Consider the following 19,552-nt stretch of genomic DNA (forward strand, 5'->3'; position numbering starts at 1 on the left):
CACTTGCAGTGCGCGTGGAGGTTTATGGCCGGCCTTTCGTCATGCACCGCCTCACCGCTCGCCATGAGCTGAACGCGGTGCGGAAGCAGCTATTCCGACTTTAAGTAGTTGGCTATGAATTGCAGCGCCTTGTCATCATTGCTGCCCCCGGCACGGATGCCGAAGATAAACTCTTTCAGCTTGAGCGGCAGCTTCTGTACCGCTGGACTGGAAGTGAGGTCAATTCCATAGATGTGCTCGGCGGTATCCTTTGAAGACTTGCCTTTGACTGCTGCATTCGGAGGCAAGTCGGACTGGAATCCAAGCTCGGCCTCCTCATCGAGATTTCTCAGAAGGCCTTGATCGCTTAGCCAATCGAAGGTGGATCGGTCCATGATGTAGGCGTCAGGCTTTTCGGTCATTAAGATGAGGATTGCTTTCTGCCGCAGCATGTGATCATTTTGAGACTGTGAGGGCAGGAAGGTCATGCTAACCGAGGTTCGCTTCCATTCCGGGTTGTGGACCAGCAATGCTTCTTCTAGAATCGACAGCTCGTCGCTGTCCTTCTGAATAAAATCGCCGATGAACATGACGGATAGATCAATTGGCGGCAGCTTCGCCAGCCTTTCCTGCTCGGCTTGATAATTCAAGTACGTTTGAATGCCGACGATGATAAGCACGACAGCAACAATGCCGCCGAGCAGATGGAATTTGTAATAACGGAAGAAGTGATCTGTTTTCTCGACTGTACCTGCATATTTCTTGTACTTGCCGTATTCTCTTTCGTTGATTTGTTCAACCGATTTCTGATTGTCGAGATCCAGTATAAGCCGATAAGCCTCAGTAACCGCTGCAAAATAATCATCATTGCTCTCAGGGGCAGAGCTTCCCTGACGCTGCTTTCGAGTACGGGCTTGACGGGCCAGAATCGAGTATCTTTTCTCGACATCCTCTTTACTTGCATTCTCAGGTAGGCCCATTTGTTCATAAGCCTGCTTAAGCTTGTCCATTTGCTTCACCTCTAGGTTACTTATGTCTGTTAATCATCTTACCACAGAAGGAGCAGCGGTACACGAGGGAGAAGAAGTATATCATGCAAGAAAAGTGGCACCTCAAGACATCATAGATAGAAGTAGGAGAGGGTAGGTGTTCGTATTGACACGAGAGCTGCGCTTTGGAGTTATGGGCTGTGCTGGCATTGCGGTAAATTCAGTCATTCCCGGCATTCATCAATCGCGTACAGGGAAAGTGGCTGCTATTGCGAGCCGTGACATTGGAAAAGCGCAAGAGACGGCGGCCAAGCTGGATATCGCACGGGCGTACGGCAGCTATGAGGAGCTTATCGAGGATGATGATATCGATGCCATCTACATACCGCTTCCGAATCATTTGCATATGGAATGGAGCATTCGGGCAATGGAGGCAGGCAAGCATGTGCTCTGCGAGAAGCCGATTGCATTGAATGCGGAGGAAGCTCAGCGAATGGCGGATACCAGCCGCTCAACAGGTGTTCATTTGGCGGAAGCCTTCATGTATCGCCATCACCCCCGCTACAGCCGCATCAAGGAGATTATTTCATCTGGTGAAATCGGCGAGCTGAGAGGCATACATGGTGTGTTTACTTTCAACAATGCTGCGGACACGACTAATGTCCGTTATCGCAAGGAATGGGGCGGCGGCTCACTGTACGACGTCGGCTGCTATCCAATAAGCGCAGCGCGAATGATCCTTGGAACAGAACCAGAGGCAGCGACTGTTCAGGCGTTGATCTCGCCGGAGCATGATCATGTTGATATGATGGCCGCTGGTATTCTGGAATTTCCCGGGAACGTGGCGTTAACGTTCGATTGCGGGATGTGGGCTGCGTTTCGCAATTCGCTTGAGGTGCTGGGAACGGAGGGACGTATTGAGGTTCCTTCTGCTTTTCTCATTAAGGATGCCCGTATTCTCATTCATTCGGAAGCCGGCACGCGCGAGGAGCCGCAGGAGATGCTGAACCAGTATGCGCTGCAAGCAGATGAATTTGCAAGGGCTGTTTGGGGAGAGAAGTGCAGCCAGTTTGGCCCGTCTGACGCTGTGGCGAATATGAAGGCAATCGATGCTTGTCTGGAATCCGCATACACGAAGCAAAGAGTGCTTGTGCGGCAATGAGATGATTGCGACCGATTCATTACGAAGTGCAGCTGTTGATCGATACTGAAGGGGTGGGATGATATGAGACAGCATAGAGCATATGAAGGTATATATCAAGGCGAGAAAGCCATCTGGCTGGAAGGCGGCCGCTATGAAGCGGCACTTCTGCCGGACAACGGTGGCAATCTGATTGCATTTCGCGATATCGAGAGCGGGTATCGGTTCCTCCGCGAGCCTGATGAAGAGGAAGGAATGAAGAAATTCAAGGCGCGTCCCTTTGTGTATGGCATTCCCGTTCTGTTCCCGCCGAACCGGTATCGGGACGGGAAGTTTCTGTGGAAGGGCCAAACCTATCAATTCCCTGTGAATGAGGCGGAAACAGGCAATCATTTGCATGGATTCTTTACGGATATTCCATGGGAAGTCGTGGAGTTTGGCAGCACGAGGACCGAGAGCTTTGTAACGGTGACCAATACAGTGGATGAGCAGCATGTCGCCTATCCATATTTTCCGCACAAGTTCACGATTAAGCTCCGGTATTCAATCAGTGAGGATGGATTGTCGCAGCAGGTTATCATTCGCAATGAAGGCGATGATGAGATGCCTTGTCTGTTAGCGTTCCACACAGCGATCAATGCGCCTTTCGCACCGGGCAGCACCGCGCGGGATTGCCGTGTAAGGGTGACGATCGGCGAACGTTGGGAGTTGGATGAACGGATGCTGCCCACGGGCAGCTATCAGCAGCTGACAGCTGAGGATGAGCAGTTGCGGGATAGCGGCATTTACCCCTTTTTGGAGGAAATGGACAATCACTATCGGTCGGCTCCCCAGAATGGCCGCAATCGGATGGAGCTTGCCGATCTGAAGCAGAATGTGACTCTAATCTATGATGTTGGAGCTTCCTTTAAACAGTGGATGATCTGGAACAACTTTGCCATCGAGGGCTTCATTTGTCCTGAGCCGCAGACCAATCTGATCAACGCGCCCAATATGAATCTCCCAGCGGAGGAAATGGGACTGTTCAGCTTGAAGCCAGGTGAAATCTGGGAGGAAACCGGACGGCTGTATGTGAAGTAGTGCAAATGTAATTTTTAGAAAATGTTATCGCTTGCGAGAACAGCTTTTTGAACCTCTGGCCGAATTGTCGGTCAGAGGTTTTTGTCGTCAGGTTCTGTAAAGCGGGTGTTCAAACAGGCGTTCTCCGCTTATAATAGCAAGGTTGGTCTGTTTTGCAGCCTGCGAACGTTCGGTCTCTCGTTACTATTCGGATGAGGGGCATGATGGATATGAACTGCGCGCAGCTCCCAAATCGCTGTTTCGCGGCATGACGGTGATCGGTTGCGCGTTAGATAGGGCTGCAAGTCATTGTGCCCTTGTGATGTGCTGTGTAGAGAGGAGCGTTACGGTTTTGATTCATAAGTTAAGAGAAACATGGCTCTCTAATATTCGGCTTGATGTGTTGGCCGGCATTACCGCGACATTGGCTCTGATTCCGGATGCGATTGCTTTTTCTTTCATAGCAGGTGTTAATCCCATGATAGGGATTTATTCCTCTGTCTGTATTCTCATTCTGCTGGCTTTCTTCGGTGCTCGTCCGGCTATGCTATCCTCTGCGGCGGGTTCGATGGCCGTCTTGATGACAGCTTTGGTCGCGCAGCAAGGAATTGAATATTTGTTCGCGGCTACGATATTGACCGGTGTGCTGCAATTTCTGATGGGCGTGTTCAAGCTGGGGCGTTGGATGAGATTTGTGCCGCATGCTGTCGTAATCGGATTTATCAATGCGCTTGCGATTCTTATTCTGATCTCGCAGTTCAAGCATTTCGAAGGAGCTTCGTGGGAGATGTATGCGCTGATCGCAGTCACATTAGCGGTCATTTATTTACTGCCTCGGCTTACTAAAGCGATTCCGTCACCTCTTGTTGCAGTAGCAGCCGTGACGATTTTCTGTATCGCCTCTGGCTGGAATGTCAGTACGGTAGGCGACATTGCGATCATTACGTCGGCCTTGCCGGAATTTCATCTTCCGCTAGTCGATATGAGCTGGAGCACGTTCGCGATTATTTTCCCGGTTGCGTTGTCGCTCGCTTTCGTAGGTTACACGGAAACGCTGCTGACACAGGATATTATTGATGATATGACACGGACCAAAACAGATAAGAATAAGGAGATGAGAGGTCAGGGCGCGGCCAACTTCGTGACTGGCTTCTTCGGGGGCATGGCAGGCTGTGCGCTGATCGCTGAATCTGTTATTAACGTGAAACTGGGTGGGCGTGGAAGGTTATCCAATCTGACAGCCGGTGTATTTCTGCTGCTGCTTGTGCTCGTGTTCGGCAAGCTCGTATCCATTATTCCAATTGCCGCGCTGGTTGGCGTTATGCTTTATATTGTAGTCGAAATTCTCGACTGGAAATATGTAGCCCGCATGCACAAGATTCCACGCAGCGAAGCGGTCATTATGCTGGTAACGGCCGCAGTGTCAGTTATAACACATGATTTGGCCAAAGGCGTTCTAGTCGGTGTTGCAATGAGCTTCTTCGTATTCGTCTACCACGCTGCTACCAAGATTCAAATTCATCATCGGCAAAATGGCTCCAAAAGAACATACGAGGTGCAAGGCCAGCTCTTCTTCGGCTCTGCCGAGGAGCTGAACCAAAGCATTGCCTATGACGACGAGGCTGAGCATATTGTTATTGATCTGACCAAGGCGCATGTCTGGGATCACTCCGCACGCCTTGCTCTGAACAGTATCAAGGAACGTTTCGAAAGCGAAGGCAAGCAGGTGCAGATTCGCTACAGCAACGTAAGCTGAGCGAAATCTGGGAGGATTGGTGAGAAGTGGAACAGGGGGTTCGGAGTAGAGAGAGTACAGAGTAGAAAGAATAGTGTATAGGTAGAGAGTAGAGTGTACAAAAGTAGAAAGTAGAAAGTAGAAAGTAGAAAGTAGAGAGTAGAAAGTAGAAAGTAGAGAGTAGAGAGTAGAGAGTAGAAAGTAGGGGGGCGCGCGAGGCAGCCGCGCTCTTCTTTTTGTTAGAGCGTAAATCGTGATTCAAGAATTTTCGCGTCTACAAGTCCTGGACCATCCAACTCTAATTAACTCTCCTCATAACACAGTATTATTGCCAGGTCCTCTCGTTAATCCGCTCACGATTAACTTTAAAGCAACGGATTCGCCGGACCCCTTGTCCTGCGGGGAGCAAGGTTTGTTTTTTCACCATGCTATGAAGGACGCTGCGCGCCTTATCGCGTCTGATCTGGAGCAAATTGCAGACATCGTCCGGACGCAGAAAACGATCCAATCGCAGAGCGAGCCGCAGCACTTCCGTTTCAATAATATCAGCCGAGCTGGAGTCTGTTTGGCTGTTGACACCGATCCAGGAACCAAAAAATTGTTGGATCACTTGCTCACATGTGCGTGGTTTTTCGGATACATCATCATATGAGAACCTCAAAATTCGCCAGCCGTCGATAATGAGATGATTTTGGCGCATCAGAGAGTCTGCGAATTGCCATCGGCTTGCATGAGATGCATGCGAACCATAGCCATCGATCTCAATAGCTAGCTTTAATGGAAAACGAATATAGGCAAAGTCCAAAAACCTCGAACCATCTCGAAAGTCAGCTACCTCATACTCTGGATGCAGTCCTTCAAACTGTCGAAAAGCTGGATACCAGACCTGCTTCAGAAACAACCGCTCCCCATGGCCTAGACCTTGTGCCAGCCGCCGCTTCTTCTCGCCTTTTCTAAGTCCCATGTGTTTATCTAACCAATCCTCATATGCTGATTGAAACTCCATACTATCCACTCCCCTATTTAGAAAATAAAAAAACCGCTTATTCGGAAACGACTAGCGTCTCCAAATGAGCGGTGTGTGCTTCACAACCAACCAATATAAAGCAATCGTACTATGGATTGGATGTATAATCAAGATTTTTATTGATTGAATTCTCTGTGCGTCAGGGGTTGTTTTCATGCTTTGCGCTGTAAGCGGATAATTCCGTCTTACAACGAATTTCGGACCTGCGCGGCAGTCTGTAAGCATGAAAAACCCGCTTAAAGTGATGCTCAACGCCGAATGAGAGTCGATTGTAGGATTGTAAGCGTGAAAAACCTGCTTACAGCGTGTAAATCTGGTTTTGGATCGGCTGTAAGCATGAATTATCGTGTTACAGACATGGGCGTTGTGCGGATGAAGCGCGAGGCCAAGTGTATTCGACGAAACCCGGCGATTTGAGCTTCAAAGATCGGGAATGTAAGGCAAGTAAGGTGTGAAATGCGCTGTAAGCGGATAATTCCGTCTTACAACGAAAATCGGACTTGCTCGGCAGTCTGTAAGCATGAAAAACCCGCTTAAAGTGACGCATAACGCCGAATGAGAGTCGATTGTAGGATTGTAAGCGTGAAAAACCCGCTTACAGCGTGTAAAACCCGCTTACAGCGTGTAAATCTGGTTTTGGATCGGCTGTAAGCATGAATTATCGTGTTACAGACATGGGTGGTGTGCGGATGAAGCGCGAGGCCAAGTGTATTCGACGAAACCCGGCGATTTGAGCTTCAAAGATCGGGAGATCGGGAGTGTAAGGCATGTAAGGTGTGAAATGTGCTGTAAGCGGATAATTATCGTGTTTCAGATATGGCATTATCTCTGATTGAAGGGTGATGATGCCGTGCGATTATGCTGCTAGGGTCATGATCAGGGTACATTTTGCGGCGGTGTCGTGGATTTGCGAAGCGTATGAGCCAGCGGGTATCACGTGCTACCTCCTACTATTAACAATATCTACATAATAGCTTGATTTTCACTTTACAATAGGTCCTTATAATCAGATTGTACATAACATTGACGTTCTGGGAGGATGAGCAACCCGGCAACTAATGAAGGCTGGGGCGGGTCGGCAATTTAATATAAATAGAACTATTGCGACCGGTTCCGTATCGTCAATCGGCACAGGCGCAGACTTATTTCCATCGAATGGCACAGCCATGGTCATCGAATGACACGGCCCGATGGTCACCGAATGACACGGCCTCATAGTCATCGAATGGCACAGCCGATAGTCATCAAATGACACGGCCCGATGGTCATCAAATGACACGGCCCGATGGTCATCAAATGGCACAGCACGATGGTCAGCGAAGTTCAATTTGTTAGCGAAATCCAATACCAGAAAGGTGATACGAGCCCAATGTCAATAAAAAAAACGATTGTCGTTACTGCGCTGGCAACAGCACTTAGTGTTTCAATAGTTGGTGCTGCCGCAGCAGCCCAAACCCAGATGAAGCAAGCGATTGGAACGCAGCAATCCTCACTGTCTATCAATGATGCAATGGCATCGATTCGCTCCGTTACATTGAACGGGATAACTTACATGTCGATTCGTGATCTCGGAAATGCAGTAGGTGTTTACTTTGAGGTGAACGACAAGGGCGGCGTAAGCGCCTTTTTCCAAGGCCATACGATCGAGCTGCGCGGCTTGTCGAAGGAAATCGTTGTTGACGGGGCAGCCCGTGAGCTTCAATACGCGGTGGAAAATGTCAACAATATGTATTTCATCACGCTGAGTGATTTCATCAGCGCGATCGGCGCTGAGTCCACTCTTGACGGAGCAGGTCAAGTATCACTTAGCACCGTGCAGAAGGTGAAGGATCCTTCGCGCGTCATCTGGCTGAATGCGAGCAGCCTGCTTGCATCGGTTATTGAGGAAGAGGGCCGCTTCGATTACATCGTGGACGCGAAGACGGGACAATTCACCGAGCTGCTCACAACGACAGACGCATCCGATCTGGTTGTTGCTCCGAACGGTCAAACAGCAGCCTACTCTGTTGAAAGCGGCGCGGTTTATGTTATTGATCTGGCCAGCAAACAGTCCAAGGCCGTTACATATGACGGCTCAATTAAGCCGGAGCTTGTATGGTCCGCAGACAGCAGCGCCATCTATTTCCTGCAAGGCGACAAAGGCAGCGTAATAGCGAAGCTGAATCTCTCCGATGGCAAGATTTCCAAAGTGCTGGAGGATAAAGTTGATTACAAAGCGAACCTGAGCGTGTCGGCAGACGGCAGCCAGTTCCATTACACGGTTATTAAGCCGGGCGCTGTAACAGCTGATTCCTCCAAGCCGGTGGATCAGGACGATGTTGCAATCGACCTGACAGGTACGGAGCCGCAGGTATACCGTTTCGATGCTTCGATCAAGGATGGCAAGCCCGAGAAGCTGACTGCGACGACCGATGATAAAGTATTCGTTGGCGCAGCTGCTGATGGAAGCAAAGCGTTCTATGTGAGCGCAGAGGACAATAAGCTGGCCTCGCTCGTTTCCGTAGCGAAGGACAAAACGATTGCGAAGCTGATCGAGGACAAGGATGTGCTGCAGGCTGTCATGGCAGGCAATAAAATCTATGTGCTCGCAGATGGCGGCAGCAGCGAAATCGTATACGAGATCGATGCAGCAACTGGCCAGAAGAAGGAGCTGTCCACGGTTCCTAATAGCGTCACTGAACTGATCGTGGCTGCCGGGGCGCCGATTGCAATCGTATCCGATGGGCAAGTATCTGTCGACAACAACGGCCAATGGAAGAAAGTTACCCAATAAATGAAATCAATCATTCTGTAGCTCTATCCATAAAATTCGAAAATCTGAGAGGAGATTTACATTACTATGAAATCGAAATTTTTCAAAAATATCGCGTTTACCGCAATCGCACTGACGGTTGCGTTCGGTTCCATCTCAATGGCCAACATTGCGGATGCGGCAAGCAAGCTAAGCGGCAAAATCGTCATTAACGGCTCGTCCGCACTGCTCCCGCTGACGCTCCAAGCGGCGAATGAATTCAAGAAATTGAATCCGAAGGTGAAAATCTCCGCTTCGGCTGCAGGTTCTGTAACAGGCCCGCAAGCAGTTCGCAAAGGCATCGCTGACATCGGCGCATGCGACTGGGACGCATCACTCGACGTGCCTGGCTTCAAGAAATTCGATGGTCAAGTAGCGAATAAGGTTGCGGTAATTCCTTTCGCCGCTGTGACGAACAGCAATGTGAAGGTGGCGAACCTGTCGACGAAGCAACTCCAGGATATTTTCTCAGGCAAAGTGAAGAACTGGAAAGAGGTAGGCGGCTCTGACGCTGAGATCGTAGTCGTTAACCGTGCTTTTGGCTCCGGCACGCGCGTCAACTTCCAAATGAAGGCGCTCGACGGCGCTGATTTCATGACGAAGGGCGACAACTACAAGGAAGTGAAGTCAAGCGGCGATATGAAGACAGCAATCGAGACGACGCCAAATTCAATTGGTTATATGGACCTTGTCTATGTTACGAGCAAAATGACGGCGCTCAAAATCAACGATATTGCCCCTACTGAAGCAAACGTCATTAACGGCAAGTACAAAGTGTGGAGCTATGGCTACTACATGACCAAAGGCCAGCCGACTGGCGCTACCAAAGCTTTCATCGAATACGTGCAAAGCAAAGCATTCCAGAACGGTTCGCTCAAAAAGCTTAAATTCATCCCGATCTCCGCGATGAAGAACTAATTAAGACAGGCAGGAGTGGAGCCAGCTACGGCGCAATGCGGCGAAGCTGGCTCTCTTCATTCCGTACATGAAAGGATGACCATCATATGCTTCAAACGCCCCCTCCAAGCCCTGTTTCTAACGGCGTCGAGCTGGGAAGCAGCCTCAAATCCAGCTCCGGTCAAGCCTTCGACCGCAAGAAGAGGCTGTCCTTCTATAACAGATCGTTCAAAGTCATCTGCATCGCCTCAGCGATCTTTGTCTGCCTGATTCTGTTCACGATTCTGTTCTTCATGGGCCGGACAGGCATTCTTACCTTTGATACCGTATCGCCATTCACCTTCTTCTTCTCCTCGGAATGGGCGCCTGAGAACGATCAGTACGGCGCGTTTATATTTATTTTTGGCACATTCGCTTTAACATTCCTGACGATGCTTATATCGGTTCCGCTCTCCGTTATTATCGCCGTCTTCCTCGCGGAAATGACGCCGACCTGGCTCAAGACGATGCTGCGTCCTGTCATGGACCTGCTCGTCGGTATTCCTTCCGTTGTCTACGGATTCCTCGGAATGACCATTCTAATTCCGCTGCTGCGTGATCTTACAGGCACAAGTATGGGGGATGGCCTGCTCGCAGCTGCCATCGTGCTGACGATCATGGTGCTGCCGACGATTAGCCGGATTACCGATGACGCGATCGTCGCCGTGCCGAAGAAATACCGCGATGCCTCTTATGCGCTCGGCTCGACCCGCTTCCAGACGATAGTGAGGGTCGTGCTGCCGGCTGCCAAGAGCGGGATTATGTATGCCGTCATTCTGGGAATGGGGCGCGCCATTGGCGAGACGATGGCCGTCGTTATGGTTATCGGCAATACGCCGCAGCTTGCGGATGAGCTGTTCAAGCCGACCTCTGTGCTGACAAGCAATATCGTTATGCAGATCTCCAATGTGCCGTTCGATTCCAGCTGGAATTACGCGCTCTATATGATGGGATTCCTGCTGCTTATCATTTCGCTCGTGATGATCGTGCTTGTGCGATTGATTCAGCGTAAAGGAGTGAAGTCATGAGCGCACGCGGCAAAATATCCGGTAAACCGCCGAATCCATTCGCTTCAGGCAGAAGCTTGAACCATTGGAGCAATCGGCTGTTTACTCTCGTCGTCTGGGTCATCGGCATTTGTACGGTGCTGTTCATCTGCGGATTGCTGTTTCTGATTTTGCAGAAGGGTCTGCCCAAGCTGGAATGGTCGTTCCTGTTCGGATTGCCCAGTGAGATTGAAGAGGGCGGGGGTATCGGTCCGACACTGTTCAATTCCGTCTATGTGCTCGTTATTTCACTCGTCATATCAATTCCGCTGGGGATGGCGGCGGGCATCTATTTGGCGGAGTTTGCACCGGACAACAAGTTTATCGCCTTCGTACGTATTTGTGTCGAGGGACTGGCCTCTGTGCCGTCGATTATTTTCGGACTTTTCGGCATTGCCATATTCGTTGAGGCGTTCCAGATCGGCTTGACGATTCTGGGCGGCGCTGTAAGTTTGGCCTTCCTCAATCTGCCCGTCCTGACCCGTGTAACGGAAGAGGCAATTCGCGCCGTGCCTCCCGAGATGAAGAACGCCTCCTTCGCTCTTGGCGGGACGCATCTTCAGACGATTCGTCGTGTCCTCATACCCGTAGCGCTGAACAGCATTATTACAGGGATCTGCCTTGTGGCGGGGCGAGCCTTCGGTGAGAGCGCCGTAATTATTCTGACCGCTGGCGTCACGACCTCGGGGGAGATGTGGGACTTTAGTCTTTTCTCGCCGGGAGAAACGCTTGCCGTTCACCTCTGGTATGTCCAGTCGGAAGCGATCGTGCCGGACGCGACAGATATTGCCGAGAAAGCTGCGGCTGTTCTCGTATTCGCCGTGCTGTTGATCAACGTTATTTTCCGTGTGCCGCTATGGTTGAATTCCCGTAAAACACGGACTTAGAGAGCTCGATCCAAACGCGAATAAGGACTTTTTTGACATCTGCTTTACAATTGTTTGCAATAGCGATGATCCTTTCGGCCTATAGTGATAGTACTAGCTTAGATTTTGGAGGGGGAGAGTGTCATGACGGTCACATGGATGGAAGCCGCTGTCGCTGCTAAAGAAACAGTTGTCGTCAATATCGTGGAACGGGAATCGAATGAAAAGCTATTGCGTGAGTTTATTCGGAAGGCTCCTGTCGTACAGGGGACTTATACGTGCAAGGAGGTCATTGATCAATTTGGCCTGCAGCCGGATTGCAATTGCATCGTCGTATGCGATGAAGCTAATAAACCGCTTGGCCTCGTTATGAAAAGTCGATTATCGATTATTGAGACGCATCGTTTCGGAAGAGAGATTTATTACGGGCGTTCGATTGTGAAGCTGATGGATACGGAACCTCTTGTTGTCGATAAAATGATTTCGCCCCAGGAGCTGCTGGACCGGGCGCTCGGGCGGGATGAAGCAACACTGTATGACTGCGTCATCCTAACGGATGGAGGAAGCTTCCTCGGAGTTATGACGGTGGCCGATCTGCTTCGCCTGTCCCGGGTACTCCAGCAGCAAAGTGTTGCATCACAGATACGCACAGTTAACGGTGCGGAATCGATGATCAATGAGATAGATAAGTCGGTCGTGAATGTGCTGAGCGCAGCACAGCTTGGCGAGAAGATGTCGGAGACGATGGTTGATCTGACGCTCAAGGGCAAGAATGAGCTGGATAAGGTAACAGGCGCTATCCGCAGCCTGAATGAGAATGCGACGAAGCAGGAAGGGCAAATTCAAGAGCTTCAAGAGAGCGCGGATTCAATCGGCAGCGTCTCCAAGCTCATAAGAGATTTGGCGGATCAGTGCAATCTGCTTGCTGTGAATGCGACGATTGAAGCCGCGCGAGCAGGAGAGCATGGCAGAAGCTTCGCTGTTGTCGCGAATGAAGTGCGCCATCTGGCTGCGAGGACGAAGCAATCGGCAGATGAGATCAACAAGATGATCAAGACGATTATGGAGGCCGTGCGCCTCACTGTTGATCTGGTTGGCATGGGACGTACGGAGACGGAATCCAGTCAGGCCAACATCGGCGTCGCATTCCAGGTATTCGAGCAGTTGTTCCATGCGGCAGCGAACAACAGCAAGAGCGCCAAGGAGATAGGCAGACTGTCCAGTCAAGCCTATCAGCAGTCGGAACGGGTCATAGGGGAGATGAAGCGGCTGGTCGGCGAGATGCAGACCGGGCGCGGCTCGCAAATTTAATTCGCCTACATGGAGGAGATTGTTGTGGGGACATTAATCGATATTGGGAAGCTTCACTTATACTATGGCGCATTTCATGCGCTCAAGAATGTTTCAATGGACATTCCAGAGAAGGCGATTACCGCCTTCATCGGTCCTTCGGGCTGCGGCAAATCGACGCTGCTGCGAACGCTCAACCGGATGAACGATATGATTCCGGGCACGCGTATTGAAGGGCGTATCGCAGTTGGCGGCACTGATATTTATTCGAAGGAAGTAGATGTGGAGACGCTTCGCAAGAAGGTCGGCATGGTATTCCAGCAGCCGAACCCGTTCCCGAAGTCCATCTATGACAACGTCGCCTATGGACCGCGCCTTCACGGCATACGCAGCAAAGGGCAGCTGGACGAAATCGTTGAGACAAGTTTGCGCTCTGCTGTGCTGTGGGATGAAGTGAAGGACCATCTGAAGCGCTCTGCGCTCAGTCTGTCCGGCGGCCAGCAGCAGCGGCTGTGCATTGCCCGCGCGCTTGCGGTGAATCCCGATATTCTGCTGATGGATGAAGCGACATCTGCGCTTGATCCGATCTCGACCTTGAAGATCGAAGAGCTGGCGCAGGAGCTCAAGGACCGCTACACGATTGTGATGGTGACGCACAATATGCACCAGGCGGCACGGGTATCGAACCAGACCGTGTTCTTCTTGAATGGCGAGGTCGTGGAATATTCGGATACGGAGAAGCTGTTCTCCAATCCGCGTGACCAGCGTACGGAAGACTATATTAGCGGACGATTCGGCTAAGGGGGAGTCTATTCACAATGATGACGACACGCAAAGAATTTGATCTGGGGCTGGATGAGCTGAATGCGCTTATCGTTCAAATGGGCAAGCGGGTGGAGCGGGCTGTAGGCGATTCCATGCTCGCTCTGCAGAGTGTAGATGTAGAGGAAGCGAGGCGTCTCATTGCCGAGGATAAGGAATTGAATGCGATCGAAGAGAAAATCTCGGAGCTGGGCGCATCGCTTATAGCCAGGCAGCAGCCGGTTGCCAAGGATCTGCGGCGCATTCTGGTTGCCTTCAAGATCGCAAGCGATCTGGAGCGGATGGGTGATCTGTCTGTAGATATCGCCAAGGTAGTGGTTCGATTGGAGGGGCAGACGCTGATCAAGCCGCTGATCGATCTGCCGCGCATGGCGGATATTGTGAAGCTGATGACCTATGAATCTATTCAAGCCTTTGTTCTGGAGGATACAGAGCTGGCTTATAAAATGGCCAAGGACGATGATGTGGTAGATGCGCTGTATGCCCAGATTATCCGCGAGCTGTTCGCCATTATGATGGAGAATCCGAAGACGATCTCGCAGGCCAATCTGCTTAGCTTTGTCGGGCGCTATATCGAACGGTTCGCCGATCATGCGACGAATATTGGCGAGAGCGTTGTCTATCTCGTAACGGGAACGCGTCCGGATTTGAATTCATAGTCCTGAAGAGACGGGCGAATAGGGCATTTCTATTATTTTTAACATCAAGTTTACAAAAGACAAATATGAGATTTACAAACAGGGAGTAGGATAGAACCTGTACAGAAAATATCATCATACAAAAACAGATTAAGAGGAGTGGTACTGTTGTTAAAAGGTAAAGGTCTGCAAAGTATTCTGATGTTGTTCATGGTCATGACGCTGGTATTCGTTGCTGCTTGCGGCAATGGGGAGAAAAACACGGCCAACGACAAAAATAGTGGTGCTGGCGGCAATGTCTCCAGTGGAACGAATGAAGAAGTTGCTGCTAACCTTTCCGGCGAAATTAAAGTAGACGGATCAAGTACCGTATTCCCGCTTACAGAAGCAGCTGCCGAGGAGTTCGGCAAAGAGAATAAAGATGTCCGCGTATCCGTTGGTACTTCAGGGACTGGCGGCGGCTTCAAGCAATTCTGCGCAGGCGAAATTGCAATCAGCAATGCTTCCCGTCACATCAAGGACGAAGAGGCTGCCAAGTGTAAAGAAGCAGGCATCGAATTTACAGAGCTTAGCGTAGCTTACGATGGCTTGTCCATCGTCATTCATAAGGATAATGACTTTATCGATCATCTGACAGTTGAAGAATTGAACAAAATCTTCTCCTCCGAATCAACAGCGAAGACTTGGGCTGATATTCGCGCAGGCTGGCCGGCAGAAGAGATCAAAATGTTCTCGCCAGGCGCAGATTCCGGCACTTACGATTACTTTAATGAAGCCATTCTTGATAAAAAAGGTATCCGCAATGATTCCGCAATCAGCTTCAGCGAAGATGACAACACATTGGTTCAAGGTGTAGCTGGCAACAAATTCGGCATCGGATACTTCGGATTTGCTTATTACGAAGAGAATGCAGATAAATTGAAGGTTGTACCGGTTGACGGCGGCAGCGGCGCAATTGAGCCTACGCTTGATTCCATCAAAGACGGTTCCTATGCGCCATTGTCCCGCCCGCTCTTCATCTATGTGAGCAAGAAAGAGCTTGATCGTGCAGAAGTGAAAGGCTTCGTGAAGTACTATATCGAGAACATTGGCGACATGGCGAAGGAAGTCGGTTATGTGCCAATGCCAGACGAGAAATATACAGAAGAAGCTGCGAAAATCGAAGCTTAATGCCTGATTGCAAATGACTTGTGTGAACAATGTGGTGTCTTGATGGGCATCACATTTTTCACGCAAGATATGTTAACGAATTGTAAAGCAAAGCAAAGTGAGGTTGTCCTTATGCGTAGCGAAACCATACAACCATCGAAAGAAATGGGGAAGCTTGTATTCAAGAATAAGAAGAATCATATGCTGGACAAAATCGTCCCGATTCTGCTTTTCTTATGCGCAGCATTATCCATTGTGACAACGATCGGGATTGTTATTACCCTCATATCAGAGACATATCAGTTCTTCCAGCAGGTCCCGATTATGGACTATTTATTCGGCACGAAGTGGTCACCGCTTATTACTCCAACCTCCTTCGGCGTGCTGCCGCTTCTGAGCGGAACGTTCATGATTACAGTCATTGCTTGTCTGGTGGCGATTCCGTTAGGTCTTGCGAGCGCGATCTATCTCAGTGAATATGCGCCTAAGACTGTTCGGAAGATCATTAAGCCGATTCTTGAGGTTTTGGCAGGCGTTCCGACGATTGTATACGGCTATTTCGCTCTGTCGCTCATTACGCCGCTTATTCGGACTATTTTCCCCGATATGGGTGTGTTCAATGCACTGAGCGCCGGTATCGTAGTTGGCATCATGATTATTCCAATGGTGTGCTCGCTAAGTGAGGATGCGATGTCAGCAGTGCCGCGCAGTTTGCGGGATGGAGCTTACGCACTAGGCGCGACGCGGTTCGAGGTTGCGTTGAAGATCGTTGTACCAGCGGCCTTGTCGGGAATTGTAGCGTCAGCTGTGCTGGCATTTTCGCGTGCGATTGGCGAGACGATGATCGTCACCGTTGCAGCAGGAGCAACTCCGAAGCTGACCGGAAATCCGCTGGAGAGCATACAGACGATGACCGCCTATATCGTACAAGTCAGCTTAGGCGATACACCGCATGGCTCTATTGAATATGGCACGATATTCGCGGTTGGAATGACGCTCTTCGTCATTACATTCCTGCTTAATATTCTTGCGCAATATGTGGCCAGACGTTTCCGGGAGGAGTACTAGGATGTCATTATTAGAAGAGGATACAGGGCGCAAGCAGATTGCGCAGCGCAGACGAATGGATTTCATCCTTCATATCTTGTTCGTTATTTGCACATCGATCGGTGTTCTCGCGCTAATGGCGTTGATGGTCGATATTATTATGGATGGCATTATGCGGTTCGCGCCGGATCTCTTCACCAACTATCCATCGCGCAGAGCGAGTCAGGCCGGAATGAAATCGGCAATTGTCGGTTCCCTATATATGCTGCTGATCATGGCTCCGCTCTCTTTCATACTAGGAGTTGGAGCAGCGATCTTCCTCGAAGAATATGCGAAGAAGAATCGATTGACAAGGTTGATTCAACTCAATATTAGTACACTGGCAGGTGTTCCATCCATCGTGTACGGCATACTTGGACTAACACTGTTTGTACGCGGTCTTGCATTGGAGCGCAGTCTGCTGTCGGGAGCGCTCACAATGACATTGCTTGTGCTGCCCATCATCATCGTGTCCGCACAGGAAGCGATTCGAGCGGTGCCGAAGGCTAGACGCGACGCGTCCTTTGCGCTTGGCGCGACTAAGTGGCAGACCGTATCCCGCTCCGTTATGCCTTCAGCGCTTCCGGGTGTGTTGACTGGAGTTATTCTCGCCTTGTCGCGGGCAATCGGCGAGACAGCGCCGCTGGTTATGATTGGTGGATTGACTTACGTAGCTTTCCTGCCGGAGAGCATTCTGGATTCCTTTACCGTTATGCCGATACAAATTTACAACTGGATTTCAAGACCGAATGAAGCCTTCCATGAACTAGCTGCTGCGGGCATTATCGTGCTGCTCATCATGCTGCTGCTTATGAATTTTGCGGCCATACTGCTGCGCAACAAATATCAGAAGAACGTTTGATCATACGCATATAACGGAGGAAAATCGATGCAAACGTTAATAGAGATTAAGAAGCTGAACTTGTTTTATACCGCATTTCACGCGCTCAAAAACGTATCACTCGAAATTCCGGAGAAGGCCATCACTGCCTTCATCGGACCATCTGGCTGCGGCAAATCGACGCTGCTTAGAACCTTGAACCGGATGAACGACATGATTCCCGGCACGCGGATCGAAGGCACAATCGCGATTGGCGGAACCGATATTTACTCCAATGAGGTGGATGTCGAGACATTGCGCAAGAAAGTAGGGATGGTGTTCCAGCAGCCCAATCCCTTCCCGAAGTCCATCTACGACAACATAGCCTATGGACCGCGCCTTCATGGCATTCGCAGCCGCCAGCAGCTGGATGAGATAGTAGAGAACAGCTTGAAGGCTTCGGTATTGTGGGATGAGGTTAAGGATCATCTGAAGCGCTCGGCATTCAGTCTGTCCGGCGGACAGCAGCAGCGTCTTTGCATTGCGCGCGCGCTTGCAGTGAACCCTGATATTCTACTGATGGATGAAGCGACATCTGCACTTGATCCCATCTCGACCTTGAAGATCGAGGAGCTTGCACAAGAGCTGAAGGATCGCTACACCATCGTAATGGTAACGCACAATATGCACCAAGCTGCCCGGGTGTCGAATCAGACAGTATTTTTCCTGAATGGCGAGGTTGTGGAATATGCAGATACGGAGAAGCTGTTCTCCAACCCTTCCGACCAACGGACAGAAGATTATATCAGCGGACGTTTCGGATAATTTTGCACATGGAAATAGAAGGGACGGGATGAACAATAATGGTGACTCGCAAAGAGTTTGATCTCGGATTGTCCGAGCTGCATGACCTGCTTGTGGAGATGGGCGGACATGTCGAGAAAGCATTAGCAGACGCGATGAACGCGCTGAAAGATATAAATGTAGAAGAAGCGACGCGCATTATTAAGGAAGACCCGCAGCTTAACCAGCTAGAGGAGAAAATAATGGAGCTTGGCTCCAAGCTTATTGCGACCCAGCAGCCTGTAGCTAAGGACTTGCGGCGTATATTGGCCGCATTCAGAATTTCAAGCGATTTGGAGAGAATGGGCGACCTGTCCGTTGATATTGCCAAAGTGGTGCTTCGTCTGGAAGGACAATCGCTGATCAAGCCTTTGATTGATCTTCCGCGCATGGCGGAAATTGCGCAATTGATGACCGTGGAGTCGATTCAGTCCTTCGTGCAGGAGAATGTGGATTTATCTTATAAAATGGCTAAGGATGACGATCAGGTGGACGCCCTCTACAGCCAAATTATTCGCGAGCTGTTCTCGTTGATGATGGAGAATCCGCGCACGATCTCGCAGGCCGTGCTGCTCAGCTTCGTAGGCCGCTATATCGAGCGTATTGCCGACCATGCTACGAATATCGGCGAGAGCGTCGTCTATCTCGTAACCGGCAAACGCCCGGATCTGAACGTATAATCACACTCTCGCCGCCATATGAAAATGAGGAAAAACCTGCACACATGATGAAGCTCATGCTGCGGGTTTTTTGATGTGACCAGGAACGGGGGGAGGGGGAGTAGGTGCTTAAGGCCACTATCCCTTTGGCTCAGATGAGGATCGTGTCGTCATGGATGGGTTATCGCAGGCAGGTGGGAATTATTGGGTGGGAGTAGGGTCTATGGGCGCTTAAGGCCACTATCCCCTTCGCTCAGATAGGTATCGATTTGTCATGGACATGGACGGGTTATCGTGGAGTGAGCATTAGAGGGTGGGAGTAGGGTCTATGGGCACTTAAGGCCACTATCCCTTTCGCTCAGATAAGCATTGTGTGCTATGGACGGGGTTATCGTGGAGTGAGCACTAGAGGGTGAGAGTAGGGTCTATGGGCGCTTAAGGCCACTATCCCTTTCGCTCAGATGAGTATCGATTTGTCATGGACGGGTTATCGTAGGGTGGGAATTATTGGATTGGAGGGGGTTTATAAGCGCTTAAGGCCACTATCCCCTTGGCTCAGAAAGACAGCTATCTGAGCCAAGGGGATAGTGGTCAAAAGGAGCGGGAGGTGGCATCGTTATCTGAACTGAGGGGATAGTGGTCAAAAGGTACGGAAAGTGGCATTGTCATCTGAGTT

General features: G+C 50.2%; 17 protein-coding genes. 15 read left to right on the forward strand and 2 right to left on the reverse strand.

The genetic code is table 11. From position 1 onward, the window contains the following. Positions 1-89: 89 nt before the first annotated feature. Complete coding sequence (locus L6H65_RS12385) at positions 90-989, reverse strand: J domain-containing protein (RefSeq protein WP_236342848.1); 900 nt, start codon at positions 987-989, stop codon at positions 90-92. A gap of 172 nt (positions 990-1,161) precedes the next feature. Here L6H65_RS12385 and L6H65_RS12390 point away from each other — a divergent pair, with 172 nt between their 5' ends. The 3 genes from L6H65_RS12390 to L6H65_RS12400 all read left to right on the forward strand — a co-directional run bounded on the left by L6H65_RS12390 (position 1,162) and on the right by L6H65_RS12400 (position 4,924). Then, positions 1,162-2,130: a Gfo/Idh/MocA family protein gene (locus L6H65_RS12390; protein WP_371877694.1), complete on the forward strand. Its 969-nt coding sequence runs from the start codon at positions 1,162-1,164 to the stop codon at positions 2,128-2,130. 63 nt (positions 2,131-2,193) lie between these two features. Continuing rightward, complete coding sequence (locus L6H65_RS12395) at positions 2,194-3,189, forward strand: aldose 1-epimerase (RefSeq protein WP_236342849.1); 996 nt, start codon at positions 2,194-2,196, stop codon at positions 3,187-3,189. 331 nt (positions 3,190-3,520) lie between these two features. Next, positions 3,521-4,924, forward strand: a complete 1,404-nt coding sequence (locus tag L6H65_RS12400) for a SulP family inorganic anion transporter (protein ID WP_236342850.1) — start codon at positions 3,521-3,523, stop codon at positions 4,922-4,924. Between the two features lie 304 nt (positions 4,925-5,228). Here L6H65_RS12400 and L6H65_RS12405 read toward each other — a convergent pair whose 3' ends face one another. Continuing rightward, positions 5,229-5,909, reverse strand: a complete 681-nt coding sequence (locus L6H65_RS12405; protein ID WP_236342851.1) for a putative endonuclease domain-containing protein — start codon at positions 5,907-5,909, stop codon at positions 5,229-5,231. Between the two features lie 1,390 nt (positions 5,910-7,299). On the opposite strand from L6H65_RS12405, the gene L6H65_RS12410 reads away from it, so the two are divergent. The 12 genes from L6H65_RS12410 (at position 7,300) to phoU (L6H65_RS12465) (ending at position 18,897) form a co-directional block, all read left to right on the forward strand. Further along, complete coding sequence (locus tag L6H65_RS12410; protein ID WP_236342852.1) at positions 7,300-8,703, forward strand: TolB family protein; 1,404 nt, start codon at positions 7,300-7,302, stop codon at positions 8,701-8,703. Between the two features lie 66 nt (positions 8,704-8,769). Beyond that, on the forward strand, positions 8,770-9,639 hold the full coding sequence (locus tag L6H65_RS12415; protein ID WP_236342853.1) for a phosphate ABC transporter substrate-binding protein: 870 nt from the start codon (positions 8,770-8,772) through the stop codon (positions 9,637-9,639). A gap of 86 nt (positions 9,640-9,725) precedes the next feature. Next, positions 9,726-10,685, forward strand: a complete 960-nt coding sequence (pstC, locus tag L6H65_RS12420) for a phosphate ABC transporter permease subunit PstC (protein WP_236342854.1) — start codon at positions 9,726-9,728, stop codon at positions 10,683-10,685. Further along, on the forward strand, positions 10,682-11,590 hold the full coding sequence (gene pstA / locus L6H65_RS12425; RefSeq protein WP_236342855.1) for a phosphate ABC transporter permease PstA: 909 nt from the start codon (positions 10,682-10,684) through the stop codon (positions 11,588-11,590). The genes pstC (L6H65_RS12420) and pstA (L6H65_RS12425) overlap by 4 nt, the downstream gene beginning before the upstream one ends. A 123-nt stretch (positions 11,591-11,713) precedes the next feature. After that, the gene (locus L6H65_RS12430; protein WP_236342856.1) at positions 11,714-12,880 is read left to right on the forward strand and encodes a methyl-accepting chemotaxis protein; all 1,167 of its coding nucleotides are present in this window, start codon (positions 11,714-11,716) and stop codon (positions 12,878-12,880) included. A 9-nt stretch (positions 12,881-12,889) separates the two neighbouring features. Next, positions 12,890-13,660 carry a phosphate ABC transporter ATP-binding protein PstB gene (pstB, locus tag L6H65_RS12435; RefSeq protein WP_236342857.1) on the forward strand — a complete coding sequence of 257 codons (771 nt, stop codon included), beginning with the start codon at positions 12,890-12,892 and terminating at the stop codon, positions 13,658-13,660. A gap of 20 nt (positions 13,661-13,680) precedes the next feature. Further along, positions 13,681-14,340, forward strand: coding sequence for a phosphate signaling complex protein PhoU (gene phoU / locus L6H65_RS12440; protein WP_236342901.1), 660 nt, complete (start codon positions 13,681-13,683; stop codon positions 14,338-14,340). A 180-nt stretch (positions 14,341-14,520) separates the two neighbouring features. After that, positions 14,521-15,489, forward strand: coding sequence for a PstS family phosphate ABC transporter substrate-binding protein (locus L6H65_RS12445; RefSeq protein WP_371877695.1), 969 nt, complete (start codon positions 14,521-14,523; stop codon positions 15,487-15,489). Between the two features lie 144 nt (positions 15,490-15,633). After that, positions 15,634-16,536, forward strand: coding sequence for a phosphate ABC transporter permease subunit PstC (gene pstC, locus L6H65_RS12450; protein WP_371877696.1), 903 nt, complete (start codon positions 15,634-15,636; stop codon positions 16,534-16,536). Between the two features lies 1 nt (position 16,537). Beyond that, on the forward strand, positions 16,538-17,416 hold the full coding sequence (gene pstA, locus L6H65_RS12455; protein ID WP_236342860.1) for a phosphate ABC transporter permease PstA: 879 nt from the start codon (positions 16,538-16,540) through the stop codon (positions 17,414-17,416). A 27-nt stretch (positions 17,417-17,443) separates the two neighbouring features. Further along, a complete protein-coding gene (gene pstB / locus L6H65_RS12460; protein ID WP_236342861.1) occupies positions 17,444-18,199 on the forward strand; it encodes a phosphate ABC transporter ATP-binding protein PstB in 756 nt (251 codons plus the stop codon). Positions 18,200-18,237: 38 nt separating this feature from the next. Beyond that, entirely contained in the window at positions 18,238-18,897 is a 660-nt protein-coding gene (phoU, locus tag L6H65_RS12465) for a phosphate signaling complex protein PhoU (protein WP_236342862.1), read from the forward strand. The last annotated feature ends 655 nt before the right edge of the window (positions 18,898-19,552 follow it).

Origin of the sequence: Paenibacillus plantiphilus, assembly GCF_927798095.1 — a bacterium.
Classification (GTDB): domain Bacteria; phylum Bacillota; class Bacilli; order Paenibacillales; family Paenibacillaceae; genus Paenibacillus_Z; species Paenibacillus_Z plantiphilus.